At 33.6% G+C, this 16,787-nt stretch carries 15 protein-coding genes and 1 tRNA gene; 4 read left to right on the top strand and 12 right to left on the bottom strand.

The genetic code is table 4. The features are described 5' to 3' along the window. The first annotated feature begins 202 nt into the window (after nucleotides 1–202). The 3 genes from H6411_RS01355 to guaA all read left to right on the top strand — a co-directional run bounded on the left by H6411_RS01355 (nucleotide 203) and on the right by guaA (nucleotide 2,738). Nucleotides 203–278: transfer RNA gene (locus H6411_RS01355), tRNA-Ile, on the top strand. Nucleotides 279–291: 13 nt separating this feature from the next. Beyond that, nucleotides 292–1,221 carry a thioredoxin-disulfide reductase gene (gene trxB / locus H6411_RS01350; protein ID WP_216082852.1) on the top strand — a complete coding sequence of 310 codons (930 nt, stop codon included), beginning with the start codon at nucleotides 292–294 and terminating at the stop codon, nucleotides 1,219–1,221. Nucleotides 1,222–1,223: 2 nt separating this feature from the next. Then, nucleotides 1,224–2,738, top strand: a complete 1,515-nt coding sequence (guaA, locus tag H6411_RS01345; protein ID WP_216082851.1) for a glutamine-hydrolyzing GMP synthase — start codon at nucleotides 1,224–1,226, stop codon at nucleotides 2,736–2,738. On the opposite strand, the gene H6411_RS01340 is transcribed toward guaA, so the two are convergent. Beyond that, nucleotides 2,739–3,824, bottom strand: a complete 1,086-nt coding sequence (locus H6411_RS01340; RefSeq protein WP_216082850.1) for a guanosine monophosphate reductase — start codon at nucleotides 3,822–3,824, stop codon at nucleotides 2,739–2,741. Between the two features lie 21 nt (nucleotides 3,825–3,845). Beyond that, nucleotides 3,846–5,375, bottom strand: coding sequence for a TrkH family potassium uptake protein (locus H6411_RS01335; protein WP_216082849.1), 1,530 nt, complete (start codon nucleotides 5,373–5,375; stop codon nucleotides 3,846–3,848). A 27-nt stretch (nucleotides 5,376–5,402) separates the two neighbouring features. Between H6411_RS01335 and H6411_RS01330 the strand changes: the two genes are divergently transcribed. Then, nucleotides 5,403–6,116: a potassium channel family protein gene (locus H6411_RS01330; protein ID WP_216082848.1), complete on the top strand. Its 714-nt coding sequence runs from the start codon at nucleotides 5,403–5,405 to the stop codon at nucleotides 6,114–6,116. On the opposite strand, the gene H6411_RS01325 is transcribed toward H6411_RS01330, so the two are convergent. The 10 genes from H6411_RS01325 to H6411_RS01280 all read right to left on the bottom strand — a co-directional run bounded on the left by H6411_RS01325 (nucleotide 6,097) and on the right by H6411_RS01280 (nucleotide 16,786). Beyond that, nucleotides 6,097–8,043 (bottom strand): hypothetical protein, encoded by a 1,947-nt coding sequence (locus H6411_RS01325; protein ID WP_216082847.1) that lies wholly within the window; start codon nucleotides 8,041–8,043, stop codon nucleotides 6,097–6,099. The genes H6411_RS01330 and H6411_RS01325 overlap by 20 nt on opposite strands. A 16-nt stretch (nucleotides 8,044–8,059) precedes the next feature. Further along, the gene (gene fba, locus H6411_RS01320; RefSeq protein WP_216082846.1) at nucleotides 8,060–8,932 is read right to left on the bottom strand and encodes a class II fructose-1,6-bisphosphate aldolase; all 873 of its coding nucleotides are present in this window, start codon (nucleotides 8,930–8,932) and stop codon (nucleotides 8,060–8,062) included. Nucleotides 8,933–8,994: 62 nt separating this feature from the next. Continuing rightward, nucleotides 8,995–9,648: a nucleotide exchange factor GrpE gene (gene grpE / locus H6411_RS01315; RefSeq protein WP_216082845.1), complete on the bottom strand. Its 654-nt coding sequence runs from the start codon at nucleotides 9,646–9,648 to the stop codon at nucleotides 8,995–8,997. A gap of 20 nt (nucleotides 9,649–9,668) precedes the next feature. Next, the gene (locus H6411_RS01310; RefSeq protein ID WP_216082844.1) at nucleotides 9,669–10,754 is read right to left on the bottom strand and encodes a DnaJ domain-containing protein; all 1,086 of its coding nucleotides are present in this window, start codon (nucleotides 10,752–10,754) and stop codon (nucleotides 9,669–9,671) included. 21 nt (nucleotides 10,755–10,775) lie between these two features. Then, the gene (fusA, locus tag H6411_RS01305) at nucleotides 10,776–12,836 is read right to left on the bottom strand and encodes an elongation factor G (RefSeq protein ID WP_216082843.1); all 2,061 of its coding nucleotides are present in this window, start codon (nucleotides 12,834–12,836) and stop codon (nucleotides 10,776–10,778) included. 12 nt (nucleotides 12,837–12,848) lie between these two features. Beyond that, nucleotides 12,849–13,319 (bottom strand): 30S ribosomal protein S7, encoded by a 471-nt coding sequence (gene rpsG, locus H6411_RS01300; RefSeq protein ID WP_216082842.1) that lies wholly within the window; start codon nucleotides 13,317–13,319, stop codon nucleotides 12,849–12,851. After that, the gene (gene rpsL / locus H6411_RS01295; RefSeq protein ID WP_216082841.1) at nucleotides 13,320–13,733 is read right to left on the bottom strand and encodes a 30S ribosomal protein S12; all 414 of its coding nucleotides are present in this window, start codon (nucleotides 13,731–13,733) and stop codon (nucleotides 13,320–13,322) included. It abuts the gene before it with no gap. Nucleotides 13,734–13,762: 29 nt separating this feature from the next. Continuing rightward, nucleotides 13,763–14,332, bottom strand: coding sequence for a nicotinate (nicotinamide) nucleotide adenylyltransferase (gene nadD / locus H6411_RS01290; RefSeq protein ID WP_246307714.1), 570 nt, complete (start codon nucleotides 14,330–14,332; stop codon nucleotides 13,763–13,765). Next, nucleotides 14,320–15,327 carry a nicotinate phosphoribosyltransferase gene (locus H6411_RS01285; RefSeq protein WP_216082840.1) on the bottom strand — a complete coding sequence of 336 codons (1,008 nt, stop codon included), beginning with the start codon at nucleotides 15,325–15,327 and terminating at the stop codon, nucleotides 14,320–14,322. Before H6411_RS01285 ends, nadD begins: the two co-directional genes overlap by 13 nt. Beyond that, on the bottom strand, nucleotides 15,320–16,786 hold the full coding sequence (locus H6411_RS01280; protein ID WP_216082839.1) for an MFS transporter: 1,467 nt from the start codon (nucleotides 16,784–16,786) through the stop codon (nucleotides 15,320–15,322). The genes H6411_RS01285 and H6411_RS01280 overlap by 8 nt, the downstream gene beginning before the upstream one ends. Between the last annotated feature and the right edge of the window lies 1 nt (nucleotide 16,787).

Here is a 16,787-nt window from a genome sequence, read left to right as displayed (position 1 = left end):
AGAAACAAAGGCTTATTATTAAAAACCAAATAAAATAACTATTAGATATGAATGTCTCTTAGACTTTATCAGCCAACAAACATAACACTTATATTACCTATCGTACGAATTGCAAAACTCTTTTTGTAAATTTTAACTTTTGCAATTAGATATTAAGCAACATATAAACACATTAGGAGAAAATATATAAATATAGCAACTTGGGGCTATAGCTCAATCGGCGGAGCGTACCTCTTATAAGGGTAAGGTTATGGGTTCGAGCCCCGTTAGCCCCACCATTTTAAAAATAAATTGAAAGTATATGATCTTGTCATTATAGGTGCTGGCCCATCTGGCTTATCTGCTGCACTATACAGCGCCCGAGCAGGTTTAAAAGTAGCTTTCATAGAAAAAGAATTTCCTGGAGGAAAACTAAATAAGACCCTATCAATAGAAAATTACCCAGGATACACAGAAATAAATGGCCCTAAATTAGGTGAATATATGCTTCAACAAGTACTAGATCTAGGAGTAGAGCAAATAATGGGAAACGTAATAGATATAAGAAAAACATCAGATATATGAGAAACTGAAACTTCAAATGGGAAAAAATATCAAAGTAAGACAGTATTAATAACTACAGGAATGAAAGAAAGAGTATTAGATATCCCTAATGTACATGAATACTATGGAAAAGGAGTATCTTACTGCGCTATCTGCGATGGAAATCTATACAGCACAAAACCAGTAGTTGTCGTAGGAGGAGGAAATTCAGCTGTAGAAGAAGCACTTTACTTAGCCGATATAACTCAAGGAGTTCAATTAGTGCACAGAAGAAGGGAATACAGAGCAGACAACATATTCGTCGAAAGAATGAAAAAACATGTCCAAATAAAAGAAAATGTTCCCTACATACCAATAGAGATAACCGTAAAAGACAAGAAAGTAATAGGGTTGACTGTCCAAAATACAGAAACTCAAGAAAAAAAATTAATTCCTGGGGATTGCGTATTCTTCTATGTAGGTTTAATTCCTGAAAACTATTTTTTAAAAAATCTAAATTTAGAATTAGATAATGCAGGATTCATAAAAGTAAATGAAAAAATGGAAACTTCCGAAAGGGGGGTTTTCGCTGCTGGGGATATTATCCATAAAGACTTAAGACAAGTCATAACTGCTGCTAGTGATGGTTCTATTGCAGCAATTTCTATAAAAAATTTTTTAAATAACGAACAAAAATAAAAATGGTTCTAGTAGTAGATTTCGGCTCCCAATATACAGAGCTTCTAGTAAGAAGCATCAGAACATCAAAAGTGTTCGCAGAAGTAATAAGTTGCAACAACCCTAACTTAATAAAAGAAGCATCTGAATATTCAGCAATAGTTTTAAGCGGCAGTCATCACACTGCAAAAGATGAACTTCATGAAAACATCTTTAAACAACTTATGGAGCTTAAAAAACCAATGCTATGCGTATGTTATGGTATGCAAGTTATGCACAAGATAACAGGAGGTGAAATAGACTATGGAAACTGCTCAGAATTTGGAAATGCAAAAATAAGAATCTATAAAGATCATCCAATAGTAGATGGAATTCCAGTTATTTTTGAAACATGAATGTCTCACAATGACTCAGTAATTGAGCTAGGAAAAGGATTTGTCTCCGTAGCTAGAACAGATGTCTGCCACTCAGTAACTGTAGATGATGAAAGAAAAATTTATACAGTGCAATTCCATCCAGAAGTTGAACACTCAAGATTTGGACTGAGACTAATAAAAAATTTCTTATTCCTAGTATGTGGTCTAAAGGAGAATTGAAGCATAGGAGATGTAGTTACCAAGAAAATAGAATACATAAAAAATAAGGTCAAAAATGAATACGTATATTTAGCTATCTCAGGAGGTTTAGATAGTTCAGTAGTAGCTCAATTGCTTTCAAAATCAAAGAGTAAAGCAAAACTAATTTTTGTAGACACAGGATTATTAGAAGACAGTAAATTCAGACCAACCATAAATTACTTCAAAAACGAATTTCAAAACGATCTAATAGTCGTAAGAGCTAAAGATATATTCCTAGAAAAACTAAAAGGAATAACGGATCCAGAAGAGAAAAGAAAAATAATAGGGAATTTATTCCTTGAAATATTCAAAGAAGAAATTAAAAAACACGGAAATGGCAAATTCTTAGCCCAAGGAACAATTCATTCAGACTTAATTGAATCAGGCCAAAAAAATCAATCACAAACTATAAAAACTCATCACAATACCGTTTCTTCTCTAAAAGAAACATTTGAATTAGTAGAACCGCTAGCAGATTTATTCAAAGATGAAGTCAAAAACCTTGGAGTCCAATTAGGCTTACCTAGTTTCATAACCAACATAAAGCCCTTTCCCGGCCCAGGTTATTCAATCAGAATAATAGGAGAAGTAACAGAAAACAAAATAGAGATACTAAAAAAAGTAGACAGAATACTGGTTTCCAAACTAATAGAAAAAAACATCTATCAGGCTGCTTCTCAATGTTTTTCAGTAATCATGAACTCCAGAACAGTAGGAGTAATAGGAGATAGAAGAAGTTATGGATACGTAGTAGCAATAAGAGCAGTTAATAGCAAGAATATGATGACGGCTACTCCTACTCTAATACCTATAGAAATACTTACTGAATTAAGCAACGAAATAGTAAATAAAGTTCCTGAAATAACGAGAGTGGTATACGATCTAACTTCTAAACCTCCTGCAACTATTGAATGAGAATAATTATTTAATTAGCTTATCTATACTGTGAAAATTAGATTTATTTAATACAGAATTAGTTATTCTGACAATCTGTGTCTTTTCTTGAGCTTCTTTTATATTCCAAGCTCCAACATACCCAAAAGCACTCTTTAAACTCCATTCAATATTATGTAAAACATCCTTTATCTGACCCTTACATTTAACATAACTCTCAACACCTTCAGCTACTCATTTAGTATTAGCAAGTCCAGATTTTCCATATCTAAATGCACTTCCTTGTTTCATAGCACTAATACTTCCCATACCTCTATACAACATACAATATTCGCCGTCTATATTCACTTTTTCAGCTGGACACTCATCACATCCTGCCAACATATATCCCAACATAACAGCATCTGCTCCGCAAGCAAAAGATTTCATAATATCGTCCGTAGCCTTCATTCCACCATCAGAGATAACTAATATTCCCTTATCGCGACAATAATCTGCAACTTCAGAAATAGAAGAAACCTGACCTCTTCCTATACCAGTTACTTTTCTAGTAGTACAGATAGAACCGGGACCAATACCTACTTTTACCGCATGAGCTCCTCTCTCTATTAAAAAAGCAGCTGCTTCCTTAGTAACTATATTTCCAGCTATTAAAAAAACATCAGGAAAATTAGTAGAAATAAGCTGTACCAAATCACCTATTCCATTAGTATGAGCATGTGCAGAATCAACAACAATAATATTCGCCCCCGCATTTATCAAATTCCCAATCTCTTCCTTTGTATTTCCTACTCCTACACTAACAGCTATCGGCCTATTACTTCCAAACTCATCATGCAATTTCTTAACAATTTCTATATTTTCTTCTGTAGAAACATTTTTATGCAGCGTTCCACAAGCTCCAGCTTCAATCATCGCCCTAGCAGTCTCATATCCAGTAACAGTATCCATAGCCGCTGAAAAAATAGGAATGGATAGCTTAAGCTTCTCATTTAATTGAAGACTTAAATCAACTTCGGCAAGTCTTACATCAGACAAAGCGGGCTTAATAAGTACATCATCGAAAGAGAGTGACATCTCTAATTCTTCAAACTTACTCTTAAACTTTCCCATGTTTAAAGTTTATTTTAGAAACTAAACAATTCTCAGATTTTCTGAACAATACTCCTGGTTTTTTGACTTTGGTTTTAAATCAGTAATAGAAAGAACAGCATTCGATACTCCTAGTTGCCCCACAAACATCAAGAACATAAGAACTATTCGGCCTAAGAAATTGGATTTCTTAGTAATACCTATAGTTAAACCCGCTGTACCAAAAGCAGACGTAGATTCAAAGAATGAATCACCAACCGAATTATGATTACCCGCCAATACTAAAAAGAAAATAGAGCCAACCACCAATATAGTAGACAACACAAACACATTACATGCTTCATACACTATCGACTGATCAATAGTCTTATAGAAAACAGACAAGTGCTTCTTACCTATAGCCGTATAGAACATTCTGGCAAAAATAATAAATATAGTTATCGTACGAATACCTCCTCCTGTAGAAGCAGGAGAAGCTCCTATAAACATCAATATAGATAGAAGTCACTTAGTCGTCTCAGCTAACTCAGAAGTATCTATAGGAGAAAAACCAGAAGATCTAGAAGAGAAGGTTAGATAAATAATGTTTCATATTTTGTTCGCTGTCTCATTTTTACCTCATCCAAAATCTCCATCTGAAATACTACGAGCTTTAAATATACCCTGAGTACCAGCAAAACTAACTTCTGATATTACTCCTAACCATGCCCCTAAAACAGCAATAAATATGTAAGTAGAAATTCCTATCTTAGTAAATAAGCTAAAGTGAGCTACCTCCCCTCTTTTCTTCTTCTTATAGAAGTACCAAACATCATGGAACACAGGATATCCAATACCTCCAACAATAGATTCCAACCATAGAACTACTGACAATAAATTCTTAGCATCAGTCCTATAGGGAATAATTGAGTGACTTCCTAAGATATCAAATCCAGCATTATTAGCAGAAGAAACTGCATGAAATACTCCCATCCATAGAGATCCAAAGAAATCTCCTCTAGTATTTACTGTTTCATATTTACTATCATTTGTATTTGATTTATTAGGATTATCAGGCTCAACAATTAAGAAATAAAAAAACAATATTATCGCTCCAATTAATTCAGCAATCAGAAGAACAATAATTCCAGTCTTAACAGAAGGCAAAGACTCAACCTTATTGTAACTTCCCCTCTCCCAATGTAAAAAAAGTCTATGTTCAACAGTAATCTTCCTCTTTTTCCTCAGAATAGCTCAAAGAAAAATAACTATTGTTAAGAAACCTATTCCTCCTGCTTGAATAAGTATCAATAAAACTAATTGACCAAAAAAATTAAAAGTGGAAGAAGTAGTATGAGAAGATAATCCTGTATTAGTAAAAGCAGATATTGCAGTAAAAAAAGCGTCGAAGAAATTAAATTTAGAAGGATCAGGATTTTTATGTGAAAAAGGTAGATAAAGAAATACAGATCCTATTAATATAGTCAAAAAATAAATACGCAAAGTTTTTTGGTATATGGTATTCCCAATTAACCTTCCAAACCAACTTTTACTCTTGTAAAATTGCTTCCCTTCGCCGGACGTACTTTGCATGAAATATAAAATTAACTGGAATGTTTAATGCTTAAATTGGCACTATTTGACAACAAAAAACATCAAAAAGAATATTGCCTAATAGGATTAAATAAATTTAATCTCGAAGTAGGAAAAATACTCACAAGAGAGGGTCATAAGGTTACTGTCTTAGATTTTGACAAAAAGAAAATAGACACATATGGAGAAAACTTTGATTACGCCATAGTATGCGACGCAACTAACTTAAAAGAGCTTTCTGACATTGGAATGGAAAGTTTTGATTATGTAGTGCTTGGAATTACAGATATGGGAACATCAGTTATCACTGCTACTAATCTAAGAGAGTTAGGTGTATCAAATATCTTATGCAAAGCTAAAGATGAAACTCATAGAAGGATATTGCAATTACTTGGAGTTCCTATTACTTATATCCCTGAAGTAGAAATTTCTACTAAGGTTGCGTACAAAATAATCCACGATTTAAATGTAGATGTTTTTTCTGTAGATAGCGGAAGCAAAGACACATTATTTATAAAACTACCAGTAGGAAACAAGAGTATATTGGGAAAACAAATTAGCGATATAGATTATCTTAGATCTACAACAACAACTATCATAAGCATAAAAAGAAAAGACGGTTCAGTTATAGTTCCGGTGAACGGAACTAATGTATTTAAAGAAGGAGATATAGTAAGTATTATCTGTGCTAGATCAGATATCTTACAAGTAAAAGATTTCTTTAATGGCCATTCGATTTAATCCTAAATCTATTAACTTGAATAATCCTTTTATCTAATTGCTTCTTCTTTAGAGAATCAGCCAATGTTGGCTTAGACAACTTATTATCTTCATTAAATAAGTCATATCTTCAAGGAGAAATAAACAATGCAACTTTACCTATATTTCTAATCTTGCGAGATAAAGGATTTTCTCAGTTACTTGTTCCGTCATACATACCCAACATAACCTTTTCATTTCTCTCCGGATGTTTCATTAAAGCAATAGATCCTTTAGCATTCCTTAAATTCATATTAGGAATATCCAAATGATGAGCTATGTTTAGATATTTATTGCTTCCAACAGTAAACAAGCCAACAGGTTCAGACATATTCATCTGTGCTGGCTTATCAGAAAGTAATGTCTTTTCAAAAAATAACTGTTGAATATTTTTGTAAGGGAAATAAGAGTAATTTACTCCAAACTCTCTTCAAGCAGCATAAGCCTTAGGCTTTGCCTCTAAGAACCTGATTAAATTCCTATCGGATAAATCATTTATATTTTTTAAAGTCTCAAAAGCACTATCTGTTGACGAACTATTACTCTTAAATCCTTTAATTCAAAACTCTTTTGTTTCTGGGAAAATTCAATTTTTACTCTTATTTTTTATTTTGTATTTAACAAACAGAATACCCATCTCATCATTTGGATAGTATTCCTTATCGATCATTTCATAATTTCTTGATTCAGTTGGGCTGCTTCCATTTGGAGATAATCTCTGAGTATAGGTTTCATATAACTTAGCTTCGCAACACTCTTTAAACTTATCTTCACTAGCATATTCACTAGGAGATTTACTTCCTGTATCTGAGGTTTTACTTGTTTGAATTTTCGCATCAACAAACAACTTAGACATAGTATTCATATCAGTCTCTTTTTCACTAAGAGTTTCTCAACCTCCAATAAATAATGGAGCTGTTTTTTCATCTCTAACAACTAATTCAGTTCTCAATAATTGAGGAATTCTTTCAAACTTACTATATAGATCAGTCAAGTAATCTATGTAATGCTTCTTAAGATGGGCAATATTGAACTTAACTTTTATTACTGCAAAATCAACTGCAAATTTATATTTCTCACCACGAATATCAGATATATCACTTCTTCAAAAAATATTATTTGTATCTAAGCCCTGAATATATCTCAAATAATTTGTAGCTCTACCTCTAGAACGTAAATCTATATCTATAAGAGCGCTATTAACTTCTAAATCTACTGCAGCATATATAGCCTCAACATTCTTATTATCAATCTTGAAATAATAAGGTCTACCTATATCAGTCTCAAAACTACTATAGTGAGGATCGCCTAACTTATATAAATAGTCCTGTGTAAATCTAAATTGATTTTCTGTTTCCTTTAAAACTGGCCAAGGGTGAGATAGATAGAGGGAATGATCAGATTGACTGTTAGATTTTTCACTTAATTTAACAGATGTTGTAGCTTCATTAACCTCTGACTTCCAATTACTCACGCCAGAAAACAACTCCTTCACAAAAGAAAAAGAAGTACCTAAAAGCAAAACTAACTCATCACCCCCTAAATAACTCTTAGGAGAATAATTTGCTCTATCTGGATGAAACTCTCCTATCCAATCTGGCAAAAATATATTCAACAAGAAAGCATTTCCTGATATCCTTTCACTACCATTCTCAGAATTACCATTATTCTTCTCCCATAATAAATTCAAAGAGTTATTAAACAAATAACTCTGTACTGCTAAACTATCAGATTCAATTTTTGTTCCATATGCAAATGCCTTTTCTTCATCAAACTTACTAATCTGATCTAAATCTCTATAAAAATTAGTATCCAATACTGTCTCCGACATAGGAGACCCTGCAAAAGAAAAACTACCTAAAACTATAGCTCCAAATAAAAAAGAAGGAGCGATAGCTTTTCAAGCCATCTCTTAATTTAAGTCCTTAAAGGGCTTTGTTCACTGAACCAAACATAGTTAATTTATCCTTAATTACCTGACAAATATCAACAAATCCATATTTCAATAATTTTCTAGGATCAAAACCCTTTTTAGACATATCTAAATCATTCTTTTCTTCAATATATCTTCTAGTTGCAGCAGCAAAAGCTAATTGAAGCTCAGTATTCACATTTATCTTTGCAATACCCAAAGAAATAGCTCTTTTGATTTGATCTTCAGGAATACCTGTTCCGCCATGTAAAACTAAAGGTTTTCCAACAGCATCAGAAATTCTCTTAAGCAAATCAAAATTTAAACCTTTTCAGTTATCTGGATAAGGTCCATGCATATTACCAATACCAGCAGCTAGCATACTCAAATCTAGAGAAGCTATTTTCACACACTCATCAACACTTGCCTCTTCTCCAGCACCTACAACCCCATCCTCTTCACCTCCAATAGTACCAACTTCCAATTCAACAGAAATACCTTTACTATTAGCCAAATCCACTATTTCCTTAGACTTCTCAAAATTCTCCTCAATAGATAAATGTGATCCGTCAAACATAACAGAACTAAATCCAGCATCAATAGCTTTCTTACATCCTTCATAGCTACCATGATCCAAATGAAGAATTATTGGAACTTTAACTCCCAAATCATCAATCATAGCTTTAACCAGACTAGCAACTGTCTTAAATCCTCCCATGTATTTAATAGCTCCCTCAGAAGCTCCAATAATTACTGGAGAATTAAGCTCCTGAACTGTAGTAAGAATAGCCTTAGTTCACTCTAAGTTGTTTGTATTAATCTGAGCTACTGCATAACCTTCTTTATATGCTTTCTGTAAAATTTCCCTTGCGCTTACTAATCCCATAATACCCTACATTTTTACTTTAACCAAAAAGTCAACCAATATTACCTTTTTTTATAAAAAATCTACTCTTTAGCCTCTATTTGCCCTACCTCCACGGAAGCCAATTTGATAATTCTTTCGTGCAACATGTAGCCTTTTTTAAATACTGATGTAATTTTGTTATTCATATCTTCTTCATCTACTTTCTTGGTAGAAGTTGCCTCCATAGTATCTGAATTAAACTCATCCCCTACTTTAGGAGAGATAGTAGTTATAGACAATGACTTAAGCAAAGAATCAAACTGAGATAAAAACATATTGAAACCAACTAAATAATTAGCAACTGAAGGATCAGTAACTCCATTAATAACTACTTCAAATTGAGAAACTATTTCAACTAGATCGGACAATTGAGAAGAGTAATGATATTTAAGCTTTGTTTCGCATTCAGATTTATACTTCTCAGTCAACTCAACCTCTTTTCTTTGAATAATTTCAGACGCCTCCTTACTCTTCTTTTCTACAAAATCAAGTATTTTCTTGTTCTCTTCTTTCTTTAATTTCTCTATTTCTGTCTCTAAAAAACTAACTTTATTTCTTAACTCTGCTGCTTCCTTCTCTAACTCCTTATCAAAAGACTTATTATCCTCTTTCTTTGAACATTCTTCTTTTTCACAATCACAACAACACTCTTCATTTTGAGTTTGCTCCTGCTTATTCTCTTCCTCTTTTTCCATACTATCAATAAGAATAAATTCTAACCCTCTTCTATAAATTTCCTAGCTTTATCCAATCACTTAACACTTTCGCTGGTATTAATTTCACTCAAAGACTTAAGTGCCTCTTTCTGATCCCTACTTAACTTCGGTATCTGTGTGAAATATATTTCTCCGATCAAACTACCTTTTCCTTCAGGAGTTACAACTCCTAATCCAGCAATCTTTAACTTATTTCCAGAGTTAGTTCCAGCGTGGATCTTAATTGTTTTTATTCCATCAATACTAGGTATATAGGCTGTTCCTCCAAATATAGCAGTAAAAGGATTTACGTATATCTTGGTATATATATCCATTCCTCTTCTTGTAAATATAGGAGATGGTCTAACATGCACATGGATAGTCACCTTCAGAGGATCCAATCCTGTCTTATCTCAAAAAGCAATAGATCTTCCTTCCGGAATTCCAGGAGGTACCTTTATAGTTACTGTTTTTGTTTTAGACTCACAACCTCTGCCTTTACATCCCTTACATAATTTAGTAATTGTTTTTCCTGCTCCTCTACATTTAGAACAATCTCTCCTAGTACTAAAAATACCAAATGGACTTCTAGTTTGAACAGTTTCTATACCAGTTCCTGCACAATTACTACAAACTTTTAAAAAAGATGAACTACCCTCAAATGCTCCATTACCTCCACAATAATTACAAGGAAATTCATTTTCATAAGTAAATTTTTTACTAACTCCTTTTACCGATTCAATAAAGGAAATCTCTAATTCGCTAGCCTTTGTGTTGTAGCCTCTTTGTTGTCTAGAAGACCCTGCAGAAGAAAAGTTCCCGCTTCTGAACATGTCCTCAAAAAAATCAAAAGGACTTCCTCCTCCGCCGCCATCCATCATTTGTTCGCTATAAGATCCAAATTGGTCATAATTTCTTCTCTTATTGGCATCCCCCAATACTTCATAAGCGGCATTAATCTCTTTAAGTTTTGCTTCAGCTCCTGGTTCCTTATTAATATCCGGATGATATTTCTTAGCTAATCTTCTATACGCCTTCTTAATTTCGTCTTCAGAAGCAGTTTTATTAACCCCTAAGACTTCGTAATAATCACGATCTCTTTTCATCTAAAAAAACAGCAATTTCTACTATTTTGTTTTTAATAACTCGTCCGTAATATGTTTTGGTAAAGGTTGATAGTGTGAAAACTGCATGCTATATATTCCTCTACCCTGTGTGAAAGATCTAAGTGTAGTAGCGTAACCAAACATCTCTTTCAGAGGAATCTTACATTTGATAATCTGTGCATTTTCCACTTGTTCTGTACCTTCAATCTCACCTCTTCTAGAAGTTACATCACCCATAATTGTTCCAAAATATTGAAGAGGAACAGTTATCTCAACTGCCATAATAGGCTCTAACAAAATAGAGTGGCAAAGTTTACTCGCTTCTTTAAGAGATAAAGAGGCAGCAATCTTAAAGGCCATTTCATTAGAGTCAACATCGTGATAAGAACCATCAAATAGAGTTGCTTTAATGTCAATAATTGGATAACCTGCCATGGGTCCAGCTTTCATAGCATCAATTAACCCTTGTTTAATTGACTTAATATACTCCTTAGGAATTTTTCCACCAACAATCTTGTCAACAAACTCAAATCCTTTATTTTCATTAGGCTCAAACTTAATTCAAACATGACCATAGTTACCTCTACCACCTGTCTGCTTAATATATTTACCCTCAACATCACATGCTCTAGTAAATGTTTCTCTAAAGGCAACCTGAGGTTGACCAATATTTACTTGTAGACCAAATTCTCTTTTCATTCTGTCAATCAAAATCTCCAAATGCAACTCACCCATACCAGAAATAATTGTTTGTCCAGTCTCAGTATCTGTAGCGATTTTGAAAGTAGGATCTTCTTCAGACAATCTAGAAAGAACCATAGACATCTTCTCTTGGTCTACCTTTGTCTTAGGTTCAATAGCTAATGAAATAACTGGATCCGCAAAATTCATAGATTCAAGAATCACTGAATTTCCTTTAATAGTCAACGTATCCCCAGTTCTAGTATTTTTCAGACCTACAATAGCACATATTTCCCCTGCTTGAACACTCTCAATCTCGGTTCTATGATTAGAGTGCATTTTCACTAATCTACCAGCCTTCTCAGGAGCATCCTGTGTAGTGTTATAAATAGCACTACCCTTAGTCAAAACTCCTGAGTAAACCCTAACAAAGGTCAATCTACCTACAAATGGATCTGTAGCAATTTTGAATGCCATACCAACAAATTTCTCGTCAGCTTTATTGTTAATAGTGATAGAGTTTCCAGATTTATCAAAAGCAGGAGTAGTAGGTAAATCCGCCGGACTAGGTAAATAATCAATAACCGCATCCAATAAAAACTTAACTCCCTTATTCTTGAAAGAAGAACCACAAAGAACAGGGAATAACTTAGTTTGAATAGTTCCTGCTCTAATACACTTCTTAACTTCTTCTACAGTAATAGGCTCTCCATCCAAATACTTCTCCATAATCTCTTCATCAAAACCAAGAATTTCATCTATTAATTCCTGATGAAGTTGATCTACCTGTTCTTCCATATCTGCAGGTATCTCTATCTCCTTATAGTTTTCCTCCTGACCTCCATCAAATTCATAAGCTTTCTTCTCAACTAAATCAACAATACCTCTGAATTCTCCTTCTTTACCAATGTTCAACTGAATCAATACTGTTTTTACTTTCAGTTTGTCTTTTAAAGACTGAACTGACTTATGAAAATCAGCACCAATCTTATCCATCTTGTTACAGAAAATAATTCTTGGAACTGAATACTTAGTTGCCTGTCTCCAAACAGTTTCAGTTTGAGGTTCAACTCCCATCTGACTATCTAAAACTGTTACAGCACCATCAAGAACTCTAAGAGATCTCTCAACTTCAACAGTGAAATCTACGTGGCCTGGTGTATCAATCAAATTCAATTGATGATCCTTTCAAACAACAGAAGTAGCTGCTGCTGTAATAGTAATCCCCTTCTCTTTTTCTTGTTCCATTCAGTCCATAGTTGCAGCACCATCATGAACTTCACCAATTTTGTAAGTCTTCCCAGTATGAAACAAAATTCTTTCACTTGTAGTAGTCTTTCCTGCATCGATGTGAGCCATGATGCCGAAATTACGCATTAAACGTAAATCTAAACCAGCCATAAGAGGGAAATATTAAAAACGGAAATAAGAGAAAGCTTTATTACTCTCTGCTGTCTTGATGATCTCATTTTTTCTCTTAATAGATAAACCAGTATTGTTGTATGCATCAATAATTTCAGCAGCCAAAGCTTCAACCATAGTTCTCTCTCCTCTCTTTCTACTGTAATTAATTAACAATCTCATAGCCAAAGTTTGTTTTCTTTCTGCAGAAGCTTCAACAGGAACTTGATAGTTAGCACCACCAATTTTTCTTGTCTTAAGCTCTATACTTGGAGCAATATTCTGAAGAGCAGCAAGAAACACTTCTAGAGGATCTTTTCCTAGCTTCTGACCAACTAAATCCAAAGATCTGTAGAAGATTCTTTGAGCCAAAAACTTCTTGCCATCCCACATAATCATGTTGATGGTCTTTGTAACTATTGGCGACTGAAAAACTGGATCAGGGCCAAGTACCCTTTTATTTAAATTTCTACTCTTACGCATCTAATCTTTCTTAGGTGTTTTAGCTCCGTATTTAGATCTTCTTTGATTTCTTTCCACTCCAGAAGTATCCAACTTCCCTCTTACTATATGATATTTAACACCAGGCAAATCCTTAACTCTTCCTCCTCTTAATAAAACCACGTGGTGTTCCTGTAGATTATGCCCTTCTCCTGGAATATAAGCTAATACTTCATAGTTATTAGACAATCTTACCTTTGCGTATTTTCTAAGAGCAGAGTTAGGTTTCTTAGGGGTCATAGTTCCTACCCTTATACATACACCTCTTTTAAAAGGGGCAGATCTGATGGTAGTCTTTCTGTCAAGAGTATTTCATGATCTAAGTAGAGCCTGTGATTTAGACTTTTTCTTCTTCTTAACCCTTTTTTGTCTAATTAATTGCGATATTGTAGGCACTTTTTTATATGTTATCCATTTATTAAATACTAACCAACATAACCATAAAGTTTGTTTTCTCTAATATAAACCTCCACCTTTATATCCAAACCACTAGTGTCCTTTTCTCTTATAGAACTTGATGAATAATTTCACAATTCATTATCCATAAATGTTACCCTTAAACCTCTAGTTAATGGTTTTTTATTGTTATTTCTTCTAAAAACAACCAATCTAGCATACTCATCAAGTTTCTTATATTCTTCCCAAGTATCTATTGTTTCTAAGTTATCTTCTCCCAAAATAAAAAGCAACTCAGCTTCTTTATAAATCTCCCTAAAGTGTCTAAGAGTTTCTATAGTTTCAACTGGCCTCCCTAAACCTATTTCATAAGCAGAAATACTACATTTTTCAGGAAGAACCAATAACAACATAGAAACTCTGTGTTCAGGAGATGCATACTCAGCCTGAGTTTTATCTACTGATTGAAAACAAGGTAGAAAAATCAACTCATCTAATTTCAATCTTTCAATAGCAAACTTAGCTATATTTATATGACCCTCATGTACAGGATTAAATGAACCTCCAAATATACCTATTCTTATTTTTATTTTTGGCATTTATACTCTATTAAATTTTCATTAGCTCTATAAAATCTACCAAATTTAGCTATCTCCTCTCCATTTAACTTAACAGCATCAGCGCAAAATGTATTATTTATCTTAAGTAAAGCCTCTCCTACTCCATAACCATCAACAGGAGTGTTTTGTTCTTCAAAATAAGATATTCTCTCAGGATTAAATCCAGAAGAAACATATATCCTCACATCTTTCCCATTTGGGTATCTATCTAATGTTTCTCTCAAATTTTTTATCTGCAAAGGAGTTACTCCATACTCTTTAGAGTCATTATCAAACATAACATCCTTAACAAAAGAAGAAGTATCCACCCTAACTCCTTTCAATTTACTACCTAACTTATCTAACACTCTAAGAGAATCTCCAATAACGTCGTTATGAAAATCAACTAAAGCTACTAAATCTTCATCTGGAAACAACTCATGATAATGTTCCATAACTTGAATTAAATCTCCTCTAAAGTTTTGAATTAAAGCATGAGGAATAGATCCATATACCACACATTCACTTTCCTTTCCTTCAGGAACTTGAGAATAAGAAGAAAAAGATCTAATTCCTCCTACATACATAGAATGTCCATCTCTAACTTGATTTGAATAATGATCAGATCTATCTGACATACAAATAATTTCCTTTCCCTTAGCAGCTTGAATACATCTATAAGAATTAGTAGCTATTGAGGTAGCTCTAGCTAATATTCCATCTATTATTCCTTCATATATTCCAAAATCTTGATACCTTCCTTCTAGTTCCAATACGACTTCCTTAGGTTGAATTATTGTTCCCTCTGGTAAATATCTAATAACTGTAGAAGTTCCAGATAATTTCTCTTTTAGTAATTCAAGAGCTTCATTAATTCCAGATAGAACAGCATTTTTTTCCCTTTGGAAAAATTGCAAAACTACCTCATTGTCTCCGTTAAATCTACCAACTATATCCCGAGCCCTAAAGAAATACTCAGAGACAAACTTATTCAACTCTTAATGCTTGTGAACCTTTTCCTAGGAATGCCGGTCTATTAAATCAAGGAGTAAATTTGTATTCAGGTCTTGGTTCTTTAATTGTTAAAGCCATAACCAAGAACATCACTACGAAGAATGAAATCAATCCTAAAGCAACATATGCTCCTGTTGAACTATCTTTTGCTCCAATATTGTCAGAACAAGAATCAACAATTATTTTGTAAACAGTAAAGATGATGTATCCGATACCTCACAAGTATGAATAGAAGATAGTCAATCTCTTAGGATTCTTATTCTCTGGATACTCATGAGGAATGTACAGAATAACTGATTGAACACCCATTGCGAAGAATGCAAAAATGAATACTGAGTAGAAAATAACAACAGAAGCTATAGAAGTATCAGAAATGTGCGCTGCTCCGAAAATTAAAGCTCAACAAAGAACACCAATTAAACAACAACCTACAACACAAGGCTTTCTTTGAAATTGCAATTTACTCCACTTACCGATACACATACCACCCAAACAACCAACATAGAAACAGCAGCAGTAGATCCTTTTTCAACTAACATGCGCACTATCTAGACTCTTAACCAAACTTTGATTAATCTTCCCAACCAACTCTGGAGTCACCCAAGAAACCATCAAAGAAGCAACCAATAAAAAGCTGTACCAAAAAATCCAAAACCACAGACTTCTTTCTTTAATAATTCCTGAATAAGTGTTTTCTGGCTTTTCCAACTGTTCCAATTCTTGTTCAGCATTATCAGCAGTATTGAAATTTTTGGCAAACAGAAAGTATCCAACTAAAGGAATAAGAGAAAGACCAGCACAAATAGAAGCAACTGTTTTTCAGTTATCTTGAAAGTACTTAAGAGGTCCGCCTGAAGTTGTTCCTTCATAAACAAACAAAGAATGAGCTACCAAAGCACCAAATAAATAAGCAGTAGGAGTTATTGCAGAAAGTATTCCCTTACCACGTAAATCAAAGAATCTAGCAATAATAGGTTGAACCAGAATAATCAACATGGTTCCACCAAAACCCATGAACATCCTTCCTAAAACGAAAAGAGAATAGTGGGGCATATATATCAAAGGAAGTGCAGCGGAGTTCAATAAAAGAGCAATTAAAGCTGCTCTTCTGTGAGTAAACTTAACTACCAATCAGGCAACACCTATAGTAGCTAATCCTCTTGCGAAAGTAACTGCATAACCAATAAGTTGAGTTTGAACTGTAGATTTAGCAGTTTCAGCGGTTAAACCATGACCTATGAAATCTTTCAATCAACCTTGAGAAGTAGTCCCCTTAAGGTTGTCCATAATAATCCAGTTCAAACAGAAAACAAAGTAACCAAAATACAGCATGGCTCACATAAGCAGGCCAAATATCTTCCTACTTTTTTCTGTAGAATTCTGAAGAAAACCAAGATCTTCATTCCCAGAAAAATGCTCCTTAATTTTTAAAAATAACATG

This window comes from Candidatus Mycoplasma haematohominis (assembly GCF_902712995.1).
Lineage (GTDB): Bacteria > Bacillota_I > Bacilli_A > Mycoplasmatales > Mycoplasmoidaceae > Eperythrozoon_B > Eperythrozoon_B haematohominis.
Note: the sequence above shows the minus strand (reverse complement) of the source record. Positions and strands in the feature narration are given on the sequence as shown.